Origin of the sequence: Candidatus Accumulibacter phosphatis, from assembly GCF_012939955.1 — a bacterium.
Taxonomy (GTDB): domain Bacteria; phylum Pseudomonadota; class Gammaproteobacteria; order Burkholderiales; family Rhodocyclaceae; genus Accumulibacter; species Accumulibacter delftensis.
This window is the reverse complement of record NZ_SPMY01000039.1, coordinates 1-16,397: the sequence shown is the minus strand read 5'-3', so window position 1 is coordinate 16,397 and position 16,397 is coordinate 1. Positions and strand designations below refer to the sequence as shown.

The 16,397-nt window shown below is 59.5% G+C and carries 10 protein-coding genes, 1 tRNA gene and 3 pseudogenes; all 14 read right to left on the bottom strand.

The window, feature by feature from the left end; translation table 11 throughout:
- On the bottom strand, positions 1 to 381 hold a 381-nt coding region (locus E4Q23_RS13925; protein WP_211203771.1), incomplete at its 3' end, for a GTP-binding protein.
- Between the two features lie 22 nt (positions 382 to 403).
- Positions 404 to 2,497 (bottom strand): elongation factor G, encoded by a 2,094-nt coding sequence (gene fusA / locus E4Q23_RS13920; RefSeq protein WP_169067188.1) that lies wholly within the window; start codon positions 2,495 to 2,497, stop codon positions 404 to 406.
- A 64-nt stretch (positions 2,498 to 2,561) separates the two neighbouring features.
- The gene (gene rpsG, locus E4Q23_RS13915) at positions 2,562 to 3,032 is read right to left on the bottom strand and encodes a 30S ribosomal protein S7 (protein WP_169067187.1); all 471 of its coding nucleotides are present in this window, start codon (positions 3,030 to 3,032) and stop codon (positions 2,562 to 2,564) included.
- 95 nt (positions 3,033 to 3,127) lie between these two features.
- On the bottom strand, positions 3,128 to 3,505 hold the full coding sequence (gene rpsL / locus E4Q23_RS13910) for a 30S ribosomal protein S12 (RefSeq protein WP_169067186.1): 378 nt from the start codon (positions 3,503 to 3,505) through the stop codon (positions 3,128 to 3,130).
- A 167-nt stretch (positions 3,506 to 3,672) separates the two neighbouring features.
- Positions 3,673 to 7,884 carry a DNA-directed RNA polymerase subunit beta' gene (gene rpoC / locus E4Q23_RS13905; RefSeq protein ID WP_169067185.1) on the bottom strand — a complete coding sequence of 1,404 codons (4,212 nt, stop codon included), beginning with the start codon at positions 7,882 to 7,884 and terminating at the stop codon, positions 3,673 to 3,675.
- 87 nt (positions 7,885 to 7,971) lie between these two features.
- Positions 7,972 to 12,253: pseudogene (gene rpoB / locus E4Q23_RS13900) on the bottom strand (DNA-directed RNA polymerase subunit beta).
- A gap of 249 nt (positions 12,254 to 12,502) precedes the next feature.
- Entirely contained in the window at positions 12,503 to 12,871 is a 369-nt protein-coding gene (rplL, locus tag E4Q23_RS13895) for a 50S ribosomal protein L7/L12 (protein WP_169067184.1), read from the bottom strand.
- A gap of 62 nt (positions 12,872 to 12,933) precedes the next feature.
- Positions 12,934 to 13,443 carry a 50S ribosomal protein L10 gene (rplJ, locus tag E4Q23_RS13890; protein WP_169067183.1) on the bottom strand — a complete coding sequence of 170 codons (510 nt, stop codon included), beginning with the start codon at positions 13,441 to 13,443 and terminating at the stop codon, positions 12,934 to 12,936.
- A 314-nt stretch (positions 13,444 to 13,757) separates the two neighbouring features.
- Entirely contained in the window at positions 13,758 to 14,447 is a 690-nt protein-coding gene (gene rplA, locus E4Q23_RS13885) for a 50S ribosomal protein L1 (RefSeq protein ID WP_169067182.1), read from the bottom strand.
- 1 nt (position 14,448) lies between these two features.
- Positions 14,449 to 14,868, bottom strand: a complete 420-nt coding sequence (gene rplK / locus E4Q23_RS13880) for a 50S ribosomal protein L11 (RefSeq protein ID WP_169067189.1) — start codon at positions 14,866 to 14,868, stop codon at positions 14,449 to 14,451.
- A gap of 140 nt (positions 14,869 to 15,008) precedes the next feature.
- Positions 15,009 to 15,543 (bottom strand): annotated as a pseudogene (nusG, locus tag E4Q23_RS13875) (transcription termination/antitermination protein NusG).
- Positions 15,540 to 15,893 (bottom strand): preprotein translocase subunit SecE, encoded by a 354-nt coding sequence (gene secE, locus E4Q23_RS13870; RefSeq protein WP_169067181.1) that lies wholly within the window; start codon positions 15,891 to 15,893, stop codon positions 15,540 to 15,542. Before secE ends, nusG begins: the two are co-directional and overlap by 4 nt.
- Positions 15,894 to 15,927: 34 nt before the next feature.
- Positions 15,928 to 16,003 (bottom strand) — tRNA-Trp (locus tag E4Q23_RS13865).
- 52 nt (positions 16,004 to 16,055) lie between these two features.
- A pseudogene (tuf, locus tag E4Q23_RS13860) lies at positions 16,056 to 16,397 on the bottom strand (elongation factor Tu); the annotation flags it as partial.

The following is a 16,397-nucleotide window of genomic DNA, read 5'->3' as shown; positions in this document are numbered from 1 at the left end:
GCCCACCTGGCGGGCCAACAGAATGTGCTCACGCGTCTGCGGCATCGGACCGTCAGCGGCCGAGCACACCAGAATCGCGCCGTCCATCTGCGCGGCACCGGTGATCATGTTCTTCACGTAGTCAGCGTGACCCGGGCAATCGACGTGCGCGTAGTGGCGCTTTGCCGTCTCGTACTCGACGTGCGCGGTATTGATCGTGATCCCGCGCGCCTTCTCTTCCGGCGCCGCATCGATCTGGTCGTAGGCTTTGGCGGTACCGCCATACTTCTTCGACAGAATGGTCGTGATCGCCGCCGTCAGCGTTGTCTTGCCGTGGTCAACGTGCCCAATCGTGCCAACGTTGACGTGCGGTTTGTTGCGCTCGAATTTTCCCTTTGCCATTACCTTATCCTCAAAAACAACGTCATTTCTTGTTGATGATGGCCTCTGCGACGTTCTTCGGCGCTTCGGCGTAGTGCTTGAATTCCATGGAGTAGGTCGCACGACCCTGTGACAGCGAGCGCAGGGTGGTCGAATAACCGAACATCTCCGCCAGCGGCACTTCGGCGCGAATCAGCTTGATGTTCCCCGGAGCATCTTCCATTCCCTGAACCATGCCGCGACGACTCGACAGGTCGCCCATGACATTTCCCATATAGTCTTCCGGCGTCTCGACTTCCACAGCCATCATCGGCTCGAGCAGGGTTGGCTGGGCGCGACGCATCCCTTCCTTGAAGGCAAACGATGCCGCCATACGAAAAGCGTTCTCGTTGGAGTCGACGTCGTGGTAAGAGCCCTCGAAGAGGGTGAACTTGATATCGACGACCGGGAAGCCAGCCAGCACACCGCTGGTAATCGCATCCTGCAAGCCCTTGTCGACCGCCGGAATGTACTCCCGCGGCACCGTACCGCCCTTGATGGCGTCGACGAATTCGTAGCCCTTACCGGTCTCGTTCGGTTCAATCTTCAGCCACACGTGGCCGTACTGACCACGCCCTCCGGACTGCTTGACGAACTTGCCTTCCTGTTCAACCGACTTCTTGATGCATTCACGGTAAGCCACTTGTGGCGCACCGACATTGGCATCGACCCCGAACTCGCGACGCAGGCGGTCGACAATGATCTCCAGGTGCAACTCGCCCATACCAGAGATAATGGTTTGCCCGGACTCCTCATCCGTACGCACGCGGAAAGATGGATCCTCCTGCGCCAGGCGGCCAAGTGCGATACCCATCTTTTCCTGGTCGGGCTTGGTTTTCGGCTCGACTGCGACGTGTATCACCGGCTCCGGGAAAATCATCCGCTCAAGAGTGATCACTGCGGTCGGATCGCATAGCGTCTCACCGGTGGTCACATCCTTAAGGCCGACACAGGCCGCGATGTCGCCGGCGAGCACCTCTTTCAACTCCTCGCGGTTGTTGGCGTGCATCTGCAGCACGCGCCCGATCCGCTCGCGACGCCCCTTGGTCGGGTTGTAGATGAAGTCGCCCGACTTGAGCACCCCGGAGTAGACGCGAATAAAGGTCAACTGCCCGACATAGGGGTCGGTCATCAGCTTGAAGGCCAGCGCGGAGAACTTGGCGGAATCGGACGCCTCGCGACTACCCTGCTCGCCATTCTCCAGCTCGCCGGTTACCGGCGGAATGTCGATCGGCGACGGCAGCAAATCGATCACCGCATCGAGCATGCGCTGCACGCCCTTGTTCTTGAAAGCGGTTCCGCACAGGGCCGGCTGGATCTCGCAAGCCAGGGTACGCGCGCGCAGACCCTTGATGACATCAGCCTCGTCGAGGTCACCATTTTCAAGATAGCGGTCCATCAACTGCTCCGAGGACTCAGCCGCCGCCTCGACCATCTTGCCGCGCCACTCGTTAGCTTCCGCCTGCAACTCAGCCGGAATCTCGCGATAGTCGAACTTCATGCCCAGCGAGGCCTCATCCCAGATGACGGCCTTCATCTTGATCAGGTCGACAACACCCTCGAAGTAGTCTTCCTTACCAATCGGAATCACGATTGCCACCGGATTGGCGGTCAAGCGGGTTTTCATCTGCGCCAGGACTTTGAAGAAGTCCGCACCTTGCCGATCCATCTTGTTTATGAAAGCCAGGCGCGGCACCTTGTACTTGGTCGCCTGACGCCAGACGGTCTCGGATTGCGGCTGCACACCCCCGACCGCGCAATAAATCATGCACGCGCCATCGAGAACCCGCATTGAGCGCTCGACTTCAATGGTGAAGTCGACGTGACCCGGGGTATCGATGATGTTGACTCGGTGCTCGGGGCGGTCAAGCTGCATACCCTTCCAGAAACAGGTGGTTGCAGCCGAAGTAATCGTGATGCCGCGCTCCTGCTCCTGCGCCATCCAGTCCATGGTCGCAGCACCGTCATGGACTTCACCAATCTTGTGGTTGATACCCGTATAGAACAGGATACGCTCGGTCACCGTCGTCTTGCCGGCGTCAATGTGAGCGCTGATGCCGATATTTCGGTAGCGCTCGATGGGGGTTTTACGTGCCACAGTAATAGACCTTCACGAATAAAGAGCGATCGTCGCCGCAAGGCGGCAACGCTTTGGGTATGACCTAGAAGCGGAAGTGCGCAAACGCCTTGTTGGCTTCTGCCATGCGGTGAATTTCGTCACGCTTCTTGACAGCGCCGCCGCGACTCTCGGAGGCCTCCAGGATTTCGGCCGCCAGGCGCTGACCCATCGACTTCTCCGAACGCTTGCGGGCCGACTCACGCAACCAGCGCATGGCCAGCGCCATGCGACGACTCGGACGAACCTCAACCGGAACCTGGTAGTTGGCGCCGCCGACACGGCGACTCTTGACTTCGACCAGCGGCCTGATGTTACCGAGCGCCATGGCAAAGGTCTCCAAGGGATCCTTGCCGGTCTTGGTCACAATCTGCTCGAAGGCACCATAGACAATGCGCTCGGCGACAGACTTCTTGCCGCTCATCATGATCGTATTGACAAACTTCGACACATCAACGTTGCCGAACTTCGGGTCCGGCAGAATATCGCGCTTCGGTACTTCACGACGACGGGGCATAACAACCTCTCATAGTCACAATTCAGTTGAAGAACCGGGCAACGCGCCCAGCCCTCCCGGCCGCCCATGGGGAACGACCCTTACTCGGACGAAAATCAAGCCGCTTTTTGGCGCTTGGTCCCGTACTTGGAACGACCCTGCTTACGCTTCTTGACACCCTGGGTGTCCAGCGAGCCACGAACGGTGTGATAACGTACACCCGGAAGGTCTTTCACACGACCACCGCGGATCAGCACCACCGAGTGCTCCTGCAGGTTGTGCCCCTCGCCACCGATGTAAGAAATAACCTCGAAGCCATTCGTCAAGCGCACCTTGCAGACTTTGCGCAAGGCAGAGTTCGGCTTCTTCGGCGTGGTGGTGTACACACGCGTGCATACTCCCCGTTTTTGCGGGCAATTCTCCAGCGCGGGGACTTTGCTCTTGGTACGGACGGCCTCGCGAGGCTTGCGCACCAACTGGTTAATGGTTGGCATGTTTCTACCCTTCTATTCAGTGCAGAGACGCTCATGAAGACCACATGACGTCTGCAAAAAACCAAGGCGGACCGGAAAGGCCGCCTTGGCGATTTCAGTGACCAGCCGACACACTAGACATGGTCGGCGACAAAGACCGGCGATTCTATGGTCTATCACGCGCCAAGTCAAGCAATCGGTTCGTCCTCGGCACTCTCCTCAGTGGCTGCAGGCTCGGCGTCGAGCAAACCGACTCCGGCAGCCACATCTTCGCCGGCGAGATTCTTCTTGCGCGTGTTGTGATAGGCAAGACCGGTGCCCGCGGGGATCAGGCGACCGACGATGACGTTCTCCTTCAGGCCGCGCAGCTCGTCACGCTTGCCCATGATCGCCGCCTCGGTCAAGACACGCGTCGTTTCCTGGAACGACGCTGCCGAAATGAAGGAATCAGTGGACAGCGAGGCTTTGGTAATCCCCAGCAACACGTGTTCGTAGATCGCCGGCAGCTTGCCTTCGGCGACAATCAAGTCGTTCTCATCGAGGAGATGTGCGCGCTCGACCTGCTCGCCCTTGATAAACTTGCTGTCACCGGCATCCACCACATTCACCCGGCGCAGCATCTGGCGAACGATCACTTCGATGTGCTTGTCGTTGATCTTGACACCTTGCAGGCGGTACACGTCCTGAACCTCGTCAGTGATGTAGACCGCCAATGCCTCGACGCCCAGCAAACGAAGAATGTCGTGGGGGTCTGGCGCACCATCGACAATCGACTCGCCCTTGTTCACCACCTGCCCATCATGAACCAGGACATGCTTGTCCTTCAGGATCAGGTACTCGTGAGTTTCGCCGTCAAGATCGGTAATCACCAGGCGCTGCTTGCCCTTGGTGTCCTTGCCGAAGGACATGGTGCCGGTGAACTCGGCCAGCATACCGGCATCCTTCGGCGTCCGCGCTTCGAACAATTCCGCCACGCGCGGCAAGCCACCGGTAATGTCCCGGGTCTTTGCCGATTCCTGCGGAAGTCGCGCCAGCACGTCGCCCACCGAAATGGTCTGTCCGTCGGCGACATTGATGATTGCGCCAACCTGGAAAGTGATGGTCACCGCTTGATCGCTGCCGTGCATCTTGACCTCTTCCCCGCCCGGTTCGAACAACCTGACCTGCGGGCGCAGCCCTTTGCTGGGCACCTTTCCACCGCGCTTGGGATCGATGACCACCAGGGTAGACAGACCGGTCACCTCGTCAATCTGCTTGGCGACGGTGACGCCTTCGTCGACGTTCTCGAACTTCACCAGACCCGAGTATTCGGCGATGATCGGCCGCGTGTGCGGATCCCAGGTTGCCAGGCGAATACCTGCCTTGACCGCCTCACCGTCGACGACGCGCAAGGTCGCCCCGTAAGGAACTTTATGCTTTTCACGTTCGCGACCACTATCGTCGGTAATCAAAACCTCGCCGGAACGGGTGATGACGATCTTCTCGCCCTTGGCGCTGGTGACATAGCGCATGGTCGAGGTAAAACGCACCACACCGGCGCTGTGCGTCTCGACGTGACTCGCCACCGCAGCGCGCGATGCTGCGCCACCAACGTGAAAAGTGCGCATGGTGAGCTGCGTTCCCGGCTCGCCAATCGATTGCGCGGCCATGACTCCGACCGCCTCGCCAACGTTGACCGGCGAACCGCGGCCGAGGTCACGCCCATAACACATGGCGCACAGACCATAGCGGGTATCACAGGTCAACGGCGTACGTACCTTGACTTCGTCGATTCCCAAGCGGTCGATCAGATCGCAGTGATCCTCGGAGATCAGCGTTCCCTGCTCGATGAGGGTCTCTTGTGAATCGGGGTCAATCACGTCGGCCGCCGTAACGCGGCCAAGAATGCGCTCGCGGATGGCCTCGATGACCTCACCGCCTTCGATCAGTGCTTTCCGAGTAACGCCGTTGCTCGTTCCGCAATCATCCTCGATCACCACCAGGTCCTGCGTCACGTCGACCAGCCGACGCGTCAAGTAGCCCGAGTTGGCGGTCTTCAAGGCCGTATCGGCAAGACCCTTGCGAGCGCCGTGCGTCGAGATGAAGTACTGGAGGACGTTCAGACCTTCGCGGAAATTCGTGGTAATCGGCGTTTCTATGATCGAGCCGTCCGGTTTTGCCATCAGCCCGCGCATGCCGGCCAGCTGGCGAATCTGCGCGGCAGAACCACGCGCCCCCGAATCGGCCATCATGAAGATGGAGTTGAACGACTCCTGCCTTTCCTTCACACCGTGGCGATTAACGACCTCCTCGTGACCGAGTTGATCCATCATCACCTTGGCCACCTGATCACCGGTACGCCCCCAGATATCGACGACCTTGTTGTAGCGCTCGCCGTTGGTGACCAGACCGTTGGTGTACTGGTTCTCGATTTCCTTGACCTCGTCGTCGGCCGCGGCAATGATTTCGCGCTTTTGCGCAGGCACCAGCATGTCGTCCGAGCAAATCGAAATACCCGCCCGGGTCGCCAGGCGATAGCCGTTCTGCATCAACTTGTCGGCAAAGACGACGGTTTCCTTGAGACCGCAGCGGCGGAACGCGGCGTTGATCAGCTTCGAGATTTCCTTCTTCTTGAGCGGCTTGTCGATCAGGCTGAAGGGCAGCCCTTTCGGCAGGATCTCGGAAAGCAGGGCACGCCCGGCGGTCGTCTTGTAGCGCGTGACCTTCTCCTGCCAGCCATTCTCGCCGTCACTCTCGTACTCGGAAATGCGCACCGAGACACGCGCGTGCAGGTCGAGTTGGCCGGCCTGCATGGCGCGCGTCACTTCGGCGAGATCAGGGAACATCATCCCCTCGCCCTTGGCATTGACGCACTCGCGAGTGGCGTAGTAGAGACCGAGAACGATATCCTGCGAAGGAACAATGATCGGCTCGCCGTTGGCTGGCGACAGGACATTGTTCGAGGCCAGCATCAGGGTCCGCGCTTCCATCTGCGCCTCGAGGGACAGCGGCACATGCACGGCCATCTGGTCACCGTCGAAGTCGGCGTTGAAGGCCGCACAAACCAGAGGATGCAGCTGGATCGCCTTGCCCTCGATCAGCGTCGGCTCAAAAGCCTGAATGCCCAGACGGTGCAGCGTCGGCGCCCGGTTGAGCATGATCGGATGTTCGCGGATGACTTCTTCCAGGATGTCCCAGACGACCGATTCCTGCGTCTCGACCATCTTCTTCGCCTGCTTGATGGTGGTCGCCAGACCCATGCCTTCCAGACGGTTGAAAATGAACGGCTTGAACAGCTCCAGGGCCATGAGTTTCGGCAGCCCGCACTGGTGCAGCTTGAGTTGCGGACCGACGACGATGACCGAACGACCCGAGTAGTCGACGCGCTTGCCAAGCAGGTTCTGGCGGAAACGACCGCCCTTACCCTTGATCATGTCGGCCAGCGACTTCAGCGGACGCTTGTTGGCACCGGTCATCGCCTTGCCGCGGCGACCGTTGTCGAGCAGCGAGTCGACAGCCTCCTGGAGCATCCGCTTTTCATTGCGAACGATGATTTCCGGAGCCTTGAGTTCGAGCAGGCGCTTCAGACGATTGTTGCGGTTGATGACGCGGCGATAGAGATCATTGAGGTCGGAGGTCGCAAAGCGGCCGCCGTCCAGCGGCACCAGCGGACGCAGATCGGGTGGCAGGACCGGCAACACTTCGAGCACCATCCACTCGGGCTTGATCCCCGATTTCTGGAAGCCCTCAAGAATTTTCAGGCGCTTGGAGAACTTCTTGCTCTTGGTTTCGGAGGTCGTCGTCTCGAGTTCGGAGCGCAGGGTTTCGACTTCACGGGCCAGATCGATCGAACGCAGCAGTTCGCGGATGCCTTCGGCACCCATCGCCGCGTCGAAGTCGTCGCCGTACTCTTCGACTTTGGCCAGATAGTCGTCCTCGGTCAACAGCTGCGCACGTGCCAGCGGCGTCATGCCCGGATCGTAGACCACGAAGGCTTCGAAGTAGAGCACCCGTTCGATGTCACGCAAGGTCATGTCGAGCACCATGCCAAGACGGCTTGGCAGGCTCTTCAGGAACCAGATATGGGCCACCGGGCTGGCCAGATCGATGTGCGCCATACGCTCACGGCGAACCTTGGCCAGCGTCACTTCGACGCCGCATTTCTCGCAGATCACGCCACGATGCTTGAGCCGCTTGTACTTGCCGCAAAGGCACTCGTAGTCCTTGATCGGGCCAAAGATCTTGGCGCAGAACAGACCATCGCGTTCCGGCTTGAAGGTACGATAGTTGATCGTCTCGGGTTTCTTCACTTCACCATAGGACCAGGAGCGAATCTTGTCCGGCGAAGCGAGACCAATGGTGATCGCGTCGAACTGCTCTTCCTGCGTCACCTGCCTAAACAAATCAAGCAGTGCTTTCATCTTTTGCTCCAGTTAGGAGTGGGGGTGTCAGGGGCGGCGCGCGGTCGACCGGTAGACCGACCGCAACGCTCACCCCTCGGCAAACAATCAGAAACGTTCGAGATCGATGTCAATCGCCAGCGAACGGATTTCCTTGACCAGTACGTTGAAAGATTCGGGCATACCGGCCTCGATCTTGTGATCACCCTTGACGATGTTCTCGTACACCTTGGTCCTGCCATTCACATCGTCAGACTTGACGGTCAGCATTTCCTGCAGCACGTACGAAGCACCATAGGCTTCGAGCGCCCAGACTTCCATCTCGCCGAAACGCTGGCCACCAAACTGGGCTTTACCCCCCAACGGCTGCTGGGTGACCAGCGAGTACGGGCCGGTCGAACGCGCGTGCATCTTGTCGTCGACCAGGTGGTGGAGCTTCAAGACGTGCATGTAGCCAACCGTCACCTGGCGCTCGAAACGCTCACCCGTGCGGCCGTCATACAAGGTCATCTGCCCTGATTCGGGCATTCCGGCGAGCGCCAGCATGCCCTTGATCTCGGATTCCTTGGCGCCATCGAAAACCGGCGTCGCGAAAGGCACGCCCTTTTCCAGGTTGCCGGCCATTTCGACAATCTCACCGTCGCTCAGTTGATCGAGATCCTCGGACTTGCCCGTACTGTTGTAGATCTGATCGAGGAAGCCGCGAACCTCGGTTGCCGTCGCCTGGCGGCGAAGCATTTCGCCAATTCTGAAACCCAGGCCTTTGGCAGCCAGCCCCAGGTGGACCTCGAGAATCTGTCCAACGTTCATCCGCGATGGGACGCCGAGCGGGTTGAGCACGATATCGACCGGGTGGCCATCGGCCATATACGGCATGTCTTCGACCGGAACGATGCGTGAAACAACGCCCTTGTTGCCGTGCCGGCCGGCCATCTTGTCGCCCGCCTGCAGACGCCGCTTGACGGCGACGTAGACCTTGACCATTTTCTGCACGCCGGGCGGCAGCTCGTCGCCCTGGGTGAGCTTCTTGCGCTTCTCTTCGAAAGCGACGTCGAAACCTTTGCGCGTCTGCTCAAGGCCATCGCGGAGGGATTCCAGCTGATGCGCGATTTCTTCGTCGGCCATGCGGATGTCGAACCAGTGATGCGGCTCGATCCCGTCGAGGTACTCCTGGGTGACCGCCGCCCCTTTGGCCAAGCGCTTCGGCCCACCATTGGCCGGTTTGCCAATGATCATCCGTGCGACGCGGGCGAAGGCGTCGCGCTCAACGATGCGCAGCTGATCGGCGAGGTCCAGCTTGTAGCTGCGCAGATGATCGTCGATGATCGACTGCGCACGCTTGTCGCGCTCGATACCCTCGCGAGTAAACACCTGCACATCGATTACCGTGCCGGCGATTCCCGACTGAACACGCAGCGAAGTGTCTTTGACGTCGGACGCTTTTTCACCAAAAATCGCCCGCAACAACTTCTCTTCGGGGGTCAGCTGCGTCTCGCCTTTCGGCGTCACTTTACCGACCAGCACGTCGCCGGCCTCGACCTCGGCGCCGATGTAGACGATCCCCGATTCGTCGAGGCGCGCCAGTTGCGACTCCCCGAGCGACGCGATGTCGCGGGTAATTTCCTCGGGGCCCAACTTGGTGTCCCGCGCCACGACCGTCAGTTCCTCGATGTGGATCGAAGTAAAACGATCCTCGGCAACGACCCGCTCCGAGATCAGGATGGAGTCCTCGAAGTTGTAGCCGTTCCACGGCATAAAGGCGACCAGCATATTCTGACCGAGCGCCAGTTCACCCTTGTCGGTCGACGCCCCATCGGCGACCACGTCGCCCCTGGCGATCACGTCACCGACGCGCACCAGCGGCCGTTGGTTGATGTTTGTGTTCTGGTTGGAACGGATATATTTCACCAGGTTGTAGATATCGACACCCACTTCGCCCGGCCCGGTCTCGTTGTCGTTGACGCGCACCACAACCCGCGAGGCATCGACATAATCGACCACCCCCGCCGCGCAGCGCCTGCACGGCAGTACCCGAGTCCACAGCGACCGTGCGCTCGATGCCGGTACCGACCAACGGCTTTTCCGGACGCAGACAAGGCACCGCCTGGCGCTGCATGTTGGCGCCCATCAAGGCGCGGTTGGCGTCGTCGTGCTCGAGGAAGGGAATCAGCGAAGCGGCGACCGAAACGATCTGGCTTGGCGCAACGTCCATGTACTGCACACGCGCCGGTTCGGCAAGAATCGTTTCACCTTTCTCGCGACAGGTGACCAGATCGTCGCTGAGCACGCCTGCCTCACCAAGCTCGGAGTTGGCCTGAGCGATGACATACGCACCTTCTTCGATCGCCGAGAGGTACTCGATCTGATCGGTCACCCGGCCGTTGACCACTGTGCGGTAGGGTGTTTCGAGAAAGCCGTACTCGTTGGTCCGCGCATACAGCGCCAGCGAATTGATCAGGCCGATGTTCGGACCTTCCGGCGTTTCGATCGGACAGACGCGGCCGTAATGCGTGGGATGCACGTCGCGCACTTCGAAGCCCGCACGCTCGCGTGTCAGGCCGCCCGGGCCCAGGGCCGAAACACGGCGCTTATGGGTAATCTCGGACAGCGGATTGGTCTGATCCATGAATTGCGAAAGCTGGCTGGAACCGAAAAACTCCCGCACTGCAGCACTGATCGGTTTGGCGTTGATCAGATCGTGCGGCATCAGATTGTCCGACTCAGCCTGCGACAAACGTTCCTTGACCGCGCGCTCGACACGGACCAGGCCAGCCCGGAATTGATTCTCGGCCAACTCACCGACCGAGCGAACACGGCGATTGCCGAGATGGTCGATGTCATCCACTTCGCCGCGACCATTGCGCAACTCGACCAGCAGCTTGATGACCTCAACGATGTCCCGTGGCGACAGAGTCAACTGCTCGCGTGCTTCGCCACTGGCACCCGCGGCTTTCAGCTGCTCGAACAATGCCCGCGCATCGGCTTCGGTCATGTTTTCGGCGACCGCTCGCGGCCCGTGGTTCAACTCACCAAGAAGCGCGATGCCTGGTGCCGTTTCACCGATCGCCTCCTTGAGCAGAGTGACCAGGCCCTCGCGCTTGGAAGGTACATGCTTGAGCATGATCTTGTATTCGACGACATCTTTGCGGGCCACTCGGCGGTTGAACTTCATGCGTCCGACGGCTGACAGGTCGTAACGGTCGTCCGAGTAGAACAAGCCGTTGAAAAGGATTTCAACCGCTTCTTCCGTTGGCGGTTCGCCGGGACGCATCATGCGGTAGATGGCCACACGAGCGGCCTGCCTGGATTGCGTATCGTCAACGCGCAGGGTCTGCGAAATGAAACCGCCGCGATCGAGGTCGTTGATATACAGGGTATGCAGCGACTCGACACCGGACTCGACGAGTTTCGCCAGCAGGGACTCGGTGATCTCGTCGTTGGCAGTCGCCAGAATCTCGCCGCTACTCTGGTCGATGACATCCTCGGCGACGACGCGTCCGATCAGGAAGTCATCCGGAACGGCAACCTGCTTGATTCCGGCAGCATCGAGTTCGCGGATGTGCTTGGCAGTAATGCGCTTGTCTTTGGCGATAATCAGCGTCCCTGAGGGATCGTTGAAGTCGAAGCGTGCGACCTCACCGCGCAAGCGCTCGGGAACCAGCGCGAATTCGATGACGCTCTTGCCGAGAATGAAAGTGTCGAAGTCGAAGAACTCGCGCAGAATCATCTGCGGCGACAGTCCGATGGCCTTCAGCAAGGTGGTAACCGGCATCTTGCGCCGCCGGTCGACGCGGAAGAAGAGGAGGTCCTTGGGGTCGAACTCGAAATCGAGCCATGAGCCGCGATAAGGAATGACCCGCGCCGAAAAGAGCAGCTTCCCCGAACTGTGTGTCTTGCCCCGGTCGTGCTCGAAGAAGACCCCCGGCGAACGGTGCAGCTGCGAGACGATCACGCGCTCGGTGCCGTTGATGACGAAGGAGCCCGTGGAGGTCATCAAGGGAATTTCACCCATGTAGACTTCCTGCTCCTTGACTTCCTTGATCGTGTCGGGAGTCTCGCGGTCGAGAATGACCAGGCGAACCTTAGCGCGCAGGGCCGAGGCGAAAGTCAGGCCACGCTGGTGGCACTCCTTGACGTCGAACGCCGGCTCCGAAAGCGCAAAGCTGACGAACTCCAGACGCGCATTCCCGCTATGGCTGACAATCGGGAAAATAGAGGAAAACGCAGCCTGCAAACCCTGGTTCTTGCGTTGTGCTACGGGTGTCGTCTTCTGCAGGAAAGCAGAAAAAGACTCCAACTGGGTAGCCAGCAAGTACGGCACTTCAAGCACGCTGGCGCGCTTGGCGAAGCTCTTGCGGATACGCTTATTCTCGGTGTAGGAGTAGTTCATGGTCGCTCCGAACTCAGACGGCAAAACCTCTAGTGCGCACCGGCGAAAGTCGCAAGACCCGCCAGTCCGCAACGGACAAAAGCAATATGATTAGCACAGCGACGATTACTTGCGTAGTCGACCGGTTTGCACTACTCATTATTGCGTTTGCACGCTGCACAGCAGTGCGTCCACGACGCAAAGCCGTTTCCGGAAAAGCACAAAAGGGCTGACAGCCGAAAGGCTGCCAGCCCAAGCGCTCGGTCGGAATTACTTGACCTCGACCTTCGCTCCCGCATCCTCAAGAAGCTTGACAAGAGCGGCGGCGTCGGCTTTGGAGATGCCTTCCTTGACCGCCTTCGGTGCGCCATCAACGAGGTCCTTGGCCTCCTTGAGGCCGAGACCGGTTGCCGCACGGACGACCTTGATGGTCTCTACCTTCTTCTCGCCGCTAGCCATGAGCATGACCGTAAACTCGGTCTGCTCCTCAACCACCGCCGCAGCTGCGCCAGGTGCAGCGACGGCCATGGAGGCGGCCGAGACGCCAAACTTCTCTTCAAACGCCTTCACCAGGTCGTTCAGGTCCATTACCGTCATTGCACCAACGGCTTCCAGGATGTCTTCTTTGCTAATCGCCATAATCAATAAACTCCAAAATCTGAATATTTGTAAAAGCTGACAGTGCGGTCTGCGGTCTGCGGTCAGGCGACCGCCTCCGCCTCCGGCTCTTCACGTTGTTTGGCCAAGGCGGCGAGTGCGCAGGCAAAGCCAGTCACGGGCGCCTGCATCACGCCCAGCAACTGGGCGAGCAATTCCTCGCGACTCGGAATTGCAGCGAGTCTTTGCACCCCAGCGACGTCGAGAAGCTCGCCAGCGTAGCTGCCAGCTTTCACGACCAGCTTGTCATTGGTCTTTGCGAAGTCGTACAGCACTTTGGCCGCGGCGACCGGATCCTCCGAGATGCTGTAAATCAGCGGCCCCGTCAGCTGCCCGGACAACTCGGCGAATGGGCTACCCTGCACTGCCCGACGCACCAGAGTGTTTTTCAGTACGCGCAGATAAACACCGGCAGCACGTGCCTGTGCACGCAAACGCGTCAGATGAGCCACCTGCAAGCCGGTGTACTCGGCCACGACTATCGTCTGTGCGCCAGCCACCTTGGCCGAAACTTCGGCCACGACAGCTTTCTTTTCATCAAGATTAAGACCCACAGGCCCTTCCTCCTATCAAGTCAACAGACGGCACATCCATCAGGATGCGCCGCACCCACGGCGACCTTGGATCAGGGCTTGCAGCGACGGCCAGAGCCGTTCGCTGCGAAATCCTTTTCTGGGCACACCATCTCTGCAGGCTGCTTGCACACTTAAACCTCTGGCAAAAACCTTCGGCACCTGCGGTCTTTGACGATCCATCAACGGCACCAGCAAGGCAGGCACCGCAAACGGCCCAACAAAGTTTCTGGCCGCAGCAGGTCACGACGTGGCCTACTGCGGCACTACGATTATTGCTATCCCCTATTCTCTACCTACAGGGTGGACGCATCGACGCGAACCCCGGGCCCCATGGTGCTGGAGACGGCAATGCGCAGCAGATACTGCCCCCTGGAGCTTGCCGGCTTGGCCTTGATCAGCGCATCGATCAGCGCCTTCAGGTTGACCAACAAGCGGTCAACGTCAAAAGATGCACGCCCGATGGTGCTGTGGATGATCCCGGACTTGTCGGTGCGATACTGTACCTGCCCGGCCTTGGCATTCCTGACCGCGGTCGCCACATCCATGGTCACCGTCCCGACTTTCGGGTTTGGCATCAGCCCGCGCGGCCCGAGAATCTGACCCAGCTGACCAACGACGCGCATCGCATCCGGCGTGGCAATCACGCGATCAAAGTTCATCACCCCGGCCTTGATCTCGGCGGCCAAATCTTCGAAACCGACGATGTCTGCGCCCGCCTCGAGAGCCGCCGCAGCCTTCTCACCCTGGGCGAAGACGGCAACGCGGATCGTCTTACCCGTACCGGCCGGCAAAACGACCGAACCGCGAACGATCTGATCCGACTTGCGAGGATCGACACCCAGACAGACGGCGACATCAATCGACTCGTCGAACTTGGCTGTAGCAAATTCCTTGGCCAGTTTCAGCGCCTCACCGACTGCCAGGCTGTTTGTGCGATCGACCTTGCCCGTAAAAACTTTTTGACGCTTGCTTAGCTTCGCCATCTCAAAACCCCTCCACGGTAACGCCCATCGCGCGGGCACTGCCGGCGATCGTACGAACTGCTGCATCCATGTCAGCCGCCGTCAGGTCGGGCATTTTCTGTGTCGCAATAGCTTCGCACTGCGCACGGGTCAGCGTGCCGACCTTGTTCGTCAGCGGCTTCGGGCTACCCTTCTGGAGGCCAATGGCCTTCTTGATCAAAACGGTCGCCGGCGGCGTCTTCATGATGAAGGTGAAGCTCTTGTCGGCGAAGGCGGTGATCACCACTGGAATCGGCAGACCCGGCTCCATGCCCTGCGTCTGGGCGTTAAATGCCTTGCAGAACTCCATGATATTCAGGCCACGCTGGCCGAGCGCCGGACCGATCGGGGGCGACGGATTCGCCTTGCCCGCAGGTACCTGCAATTTGATGTAACCTGTGATTTTTTTTTGCCACGCTAGGAATCTCCTTTAGACGGGTTCAAACGCGCTCGTGACGGCGCTCCCCAAACGACAAACGCGGCCCGGGAGCCGCACTACTGCGGTGCGCCACGACTGCCACGCACCGCAACCCACTTTCTGGATTAGGCTTTCTCGACTTGAGCGAACTCCAACTCGACCGGCGTCGGGCGACCGAAGATGGTCACCGACACACGCAGACGATTTTTTCTCGTAGTTCACCTGCTCGACCGCACCATGAAAATCGGTAAAAGGACCGTCCTTGACGCGGACAATCTCGCCCGGTTCGAAAAGGACTTTCGGACGCGGCTTCTCAACGCCCTCCTGGATCTGCTGCATGATCTTGTCGACCTCCTTCTGGGAGATCGGCGTCGGCTTGTTGGCCGTGCCTCCGACAAAACCGGTGACCTTTGGCGTACTCTTGACGAGGTGCCAGGAGTCGTCATTCATTTCCATTTCGACCAGCACATAGCCGGGGAAAAATTTTCGCTCGGAAATGCTCTTCTGACCCATCTTGAGCTCGACAACCTCCTCGACCGGCACCAGAATCTGGCCGAAGGCATACTCCATCTCCTGCCGCTGAATGCGCTCGAGCAGCGCGCGCTGCACACTCTTCTCGAAGCCTGAATAGGCGTGCACGACGTACCAACGCATACTCATGATTGTCTCCAGCCAAGAACCAGATCGTAGAGAACCCACTCCAGACCCTTGTCGGTCAACCAGAGAAAGACCGCCATCACCACTACAAACGCGAACACCAGACCGGTGGTCTGGACGGTTTCCTTGCGCGACGGCCAGACTACCTTTTTCGCTTCGGTGGTCGCATCCTTGGCAAAGCCGAAAAACTGACGCCCCGGCTCGGTCTGCCAGGCGACGGCGACGGCCAGCGCCGCTCCGCCCAAGACAGCAAGAACACGCAGGATCATCGCCTGCTCGGCGAGCAGGTAGAAGCCAGCGATACCGGCGACGAGCAGCAATACCGCCAACGCAAACTTTAACTTATCGGCCATGTGGTCCGCTTTGCTTACTTCTTTGATTACTTATTGGCAGGGGCAGAGGGAATCGAACCCCCAACCTTCGGTTTTGGAGACCGACGCTCTGCCAGTTGAGCTATGCCCCTGCGGCAGAGACTAGGGGCGCCCACAATGCAGCGACCCCCGTCTTTCTTGAACCTACTCGATGATTTTTGCAACCACGCCGGCACCGACGGTACGGCCACCTTCGCGAATAGCGAAGCGCAGGCCTTCTTCCATGGCGATCGGCGCAATCAGCTTGACCGTCATCTGGATGTTGTCACCAGGCATCACCATTTCAACACCTTCAGGCATCGAGATGGCACCGGTCACATCCGTCGTGCGGAAGTAGAACTGCGGGCGATAGTTATTGAAGAACGGCGTGTGACGACCACCCTCTTCTTTCGACAAGACATACACCTCACCCGAGAAGTGGGTGTGCGGCTTGATCGAACCGGGCTTGGCCAGCACCTGACCGCGCTCGACGTCTTCACGCTTGAC

Coding starts and splice junctions, on each gene's coding strand:
- rpsG (WP_169067187.1), bottom strand. CDS start 3,032: ATGCCCCGTCGTCGTGAAGTACCGAAGCGCGATATTCTGCCGGACCCG.
- rpsL (WP_169067186.1), bottom strand. CDS start 3,505: ATGCCAACCATTAACCAGTTGGTGCGCAAGCCTCGCGAGGCCGTCCGT.
- rpoC (WP_169067185.1), bottom strand. CDS start 7,884: ATGAAAGCACTGCTTGATTTGTTTAGGCAGGTGACGCAGGAAGAGCAG.
- rplL (WP_169067184.1), bottom strand. CDS start 12,871: ATGGCGATTAGCAAAGAAGACATCCTGGAAGCCGTTGGTGCAATGACG.
- rplA (WP_169067182.1), bottom strand. CDS start 14,447: ATGGCGAAGCTAAGCAAGCGTCAAAAAGTTTTTACGGGCAAGGTCGAT.
- secE (WP_169067181.1), bottom strand. CDS start 15,893: ATGGCCGATAAGTTAAAGTTTGCGTTGGCGGTATTGCTGCTCGTCGCC.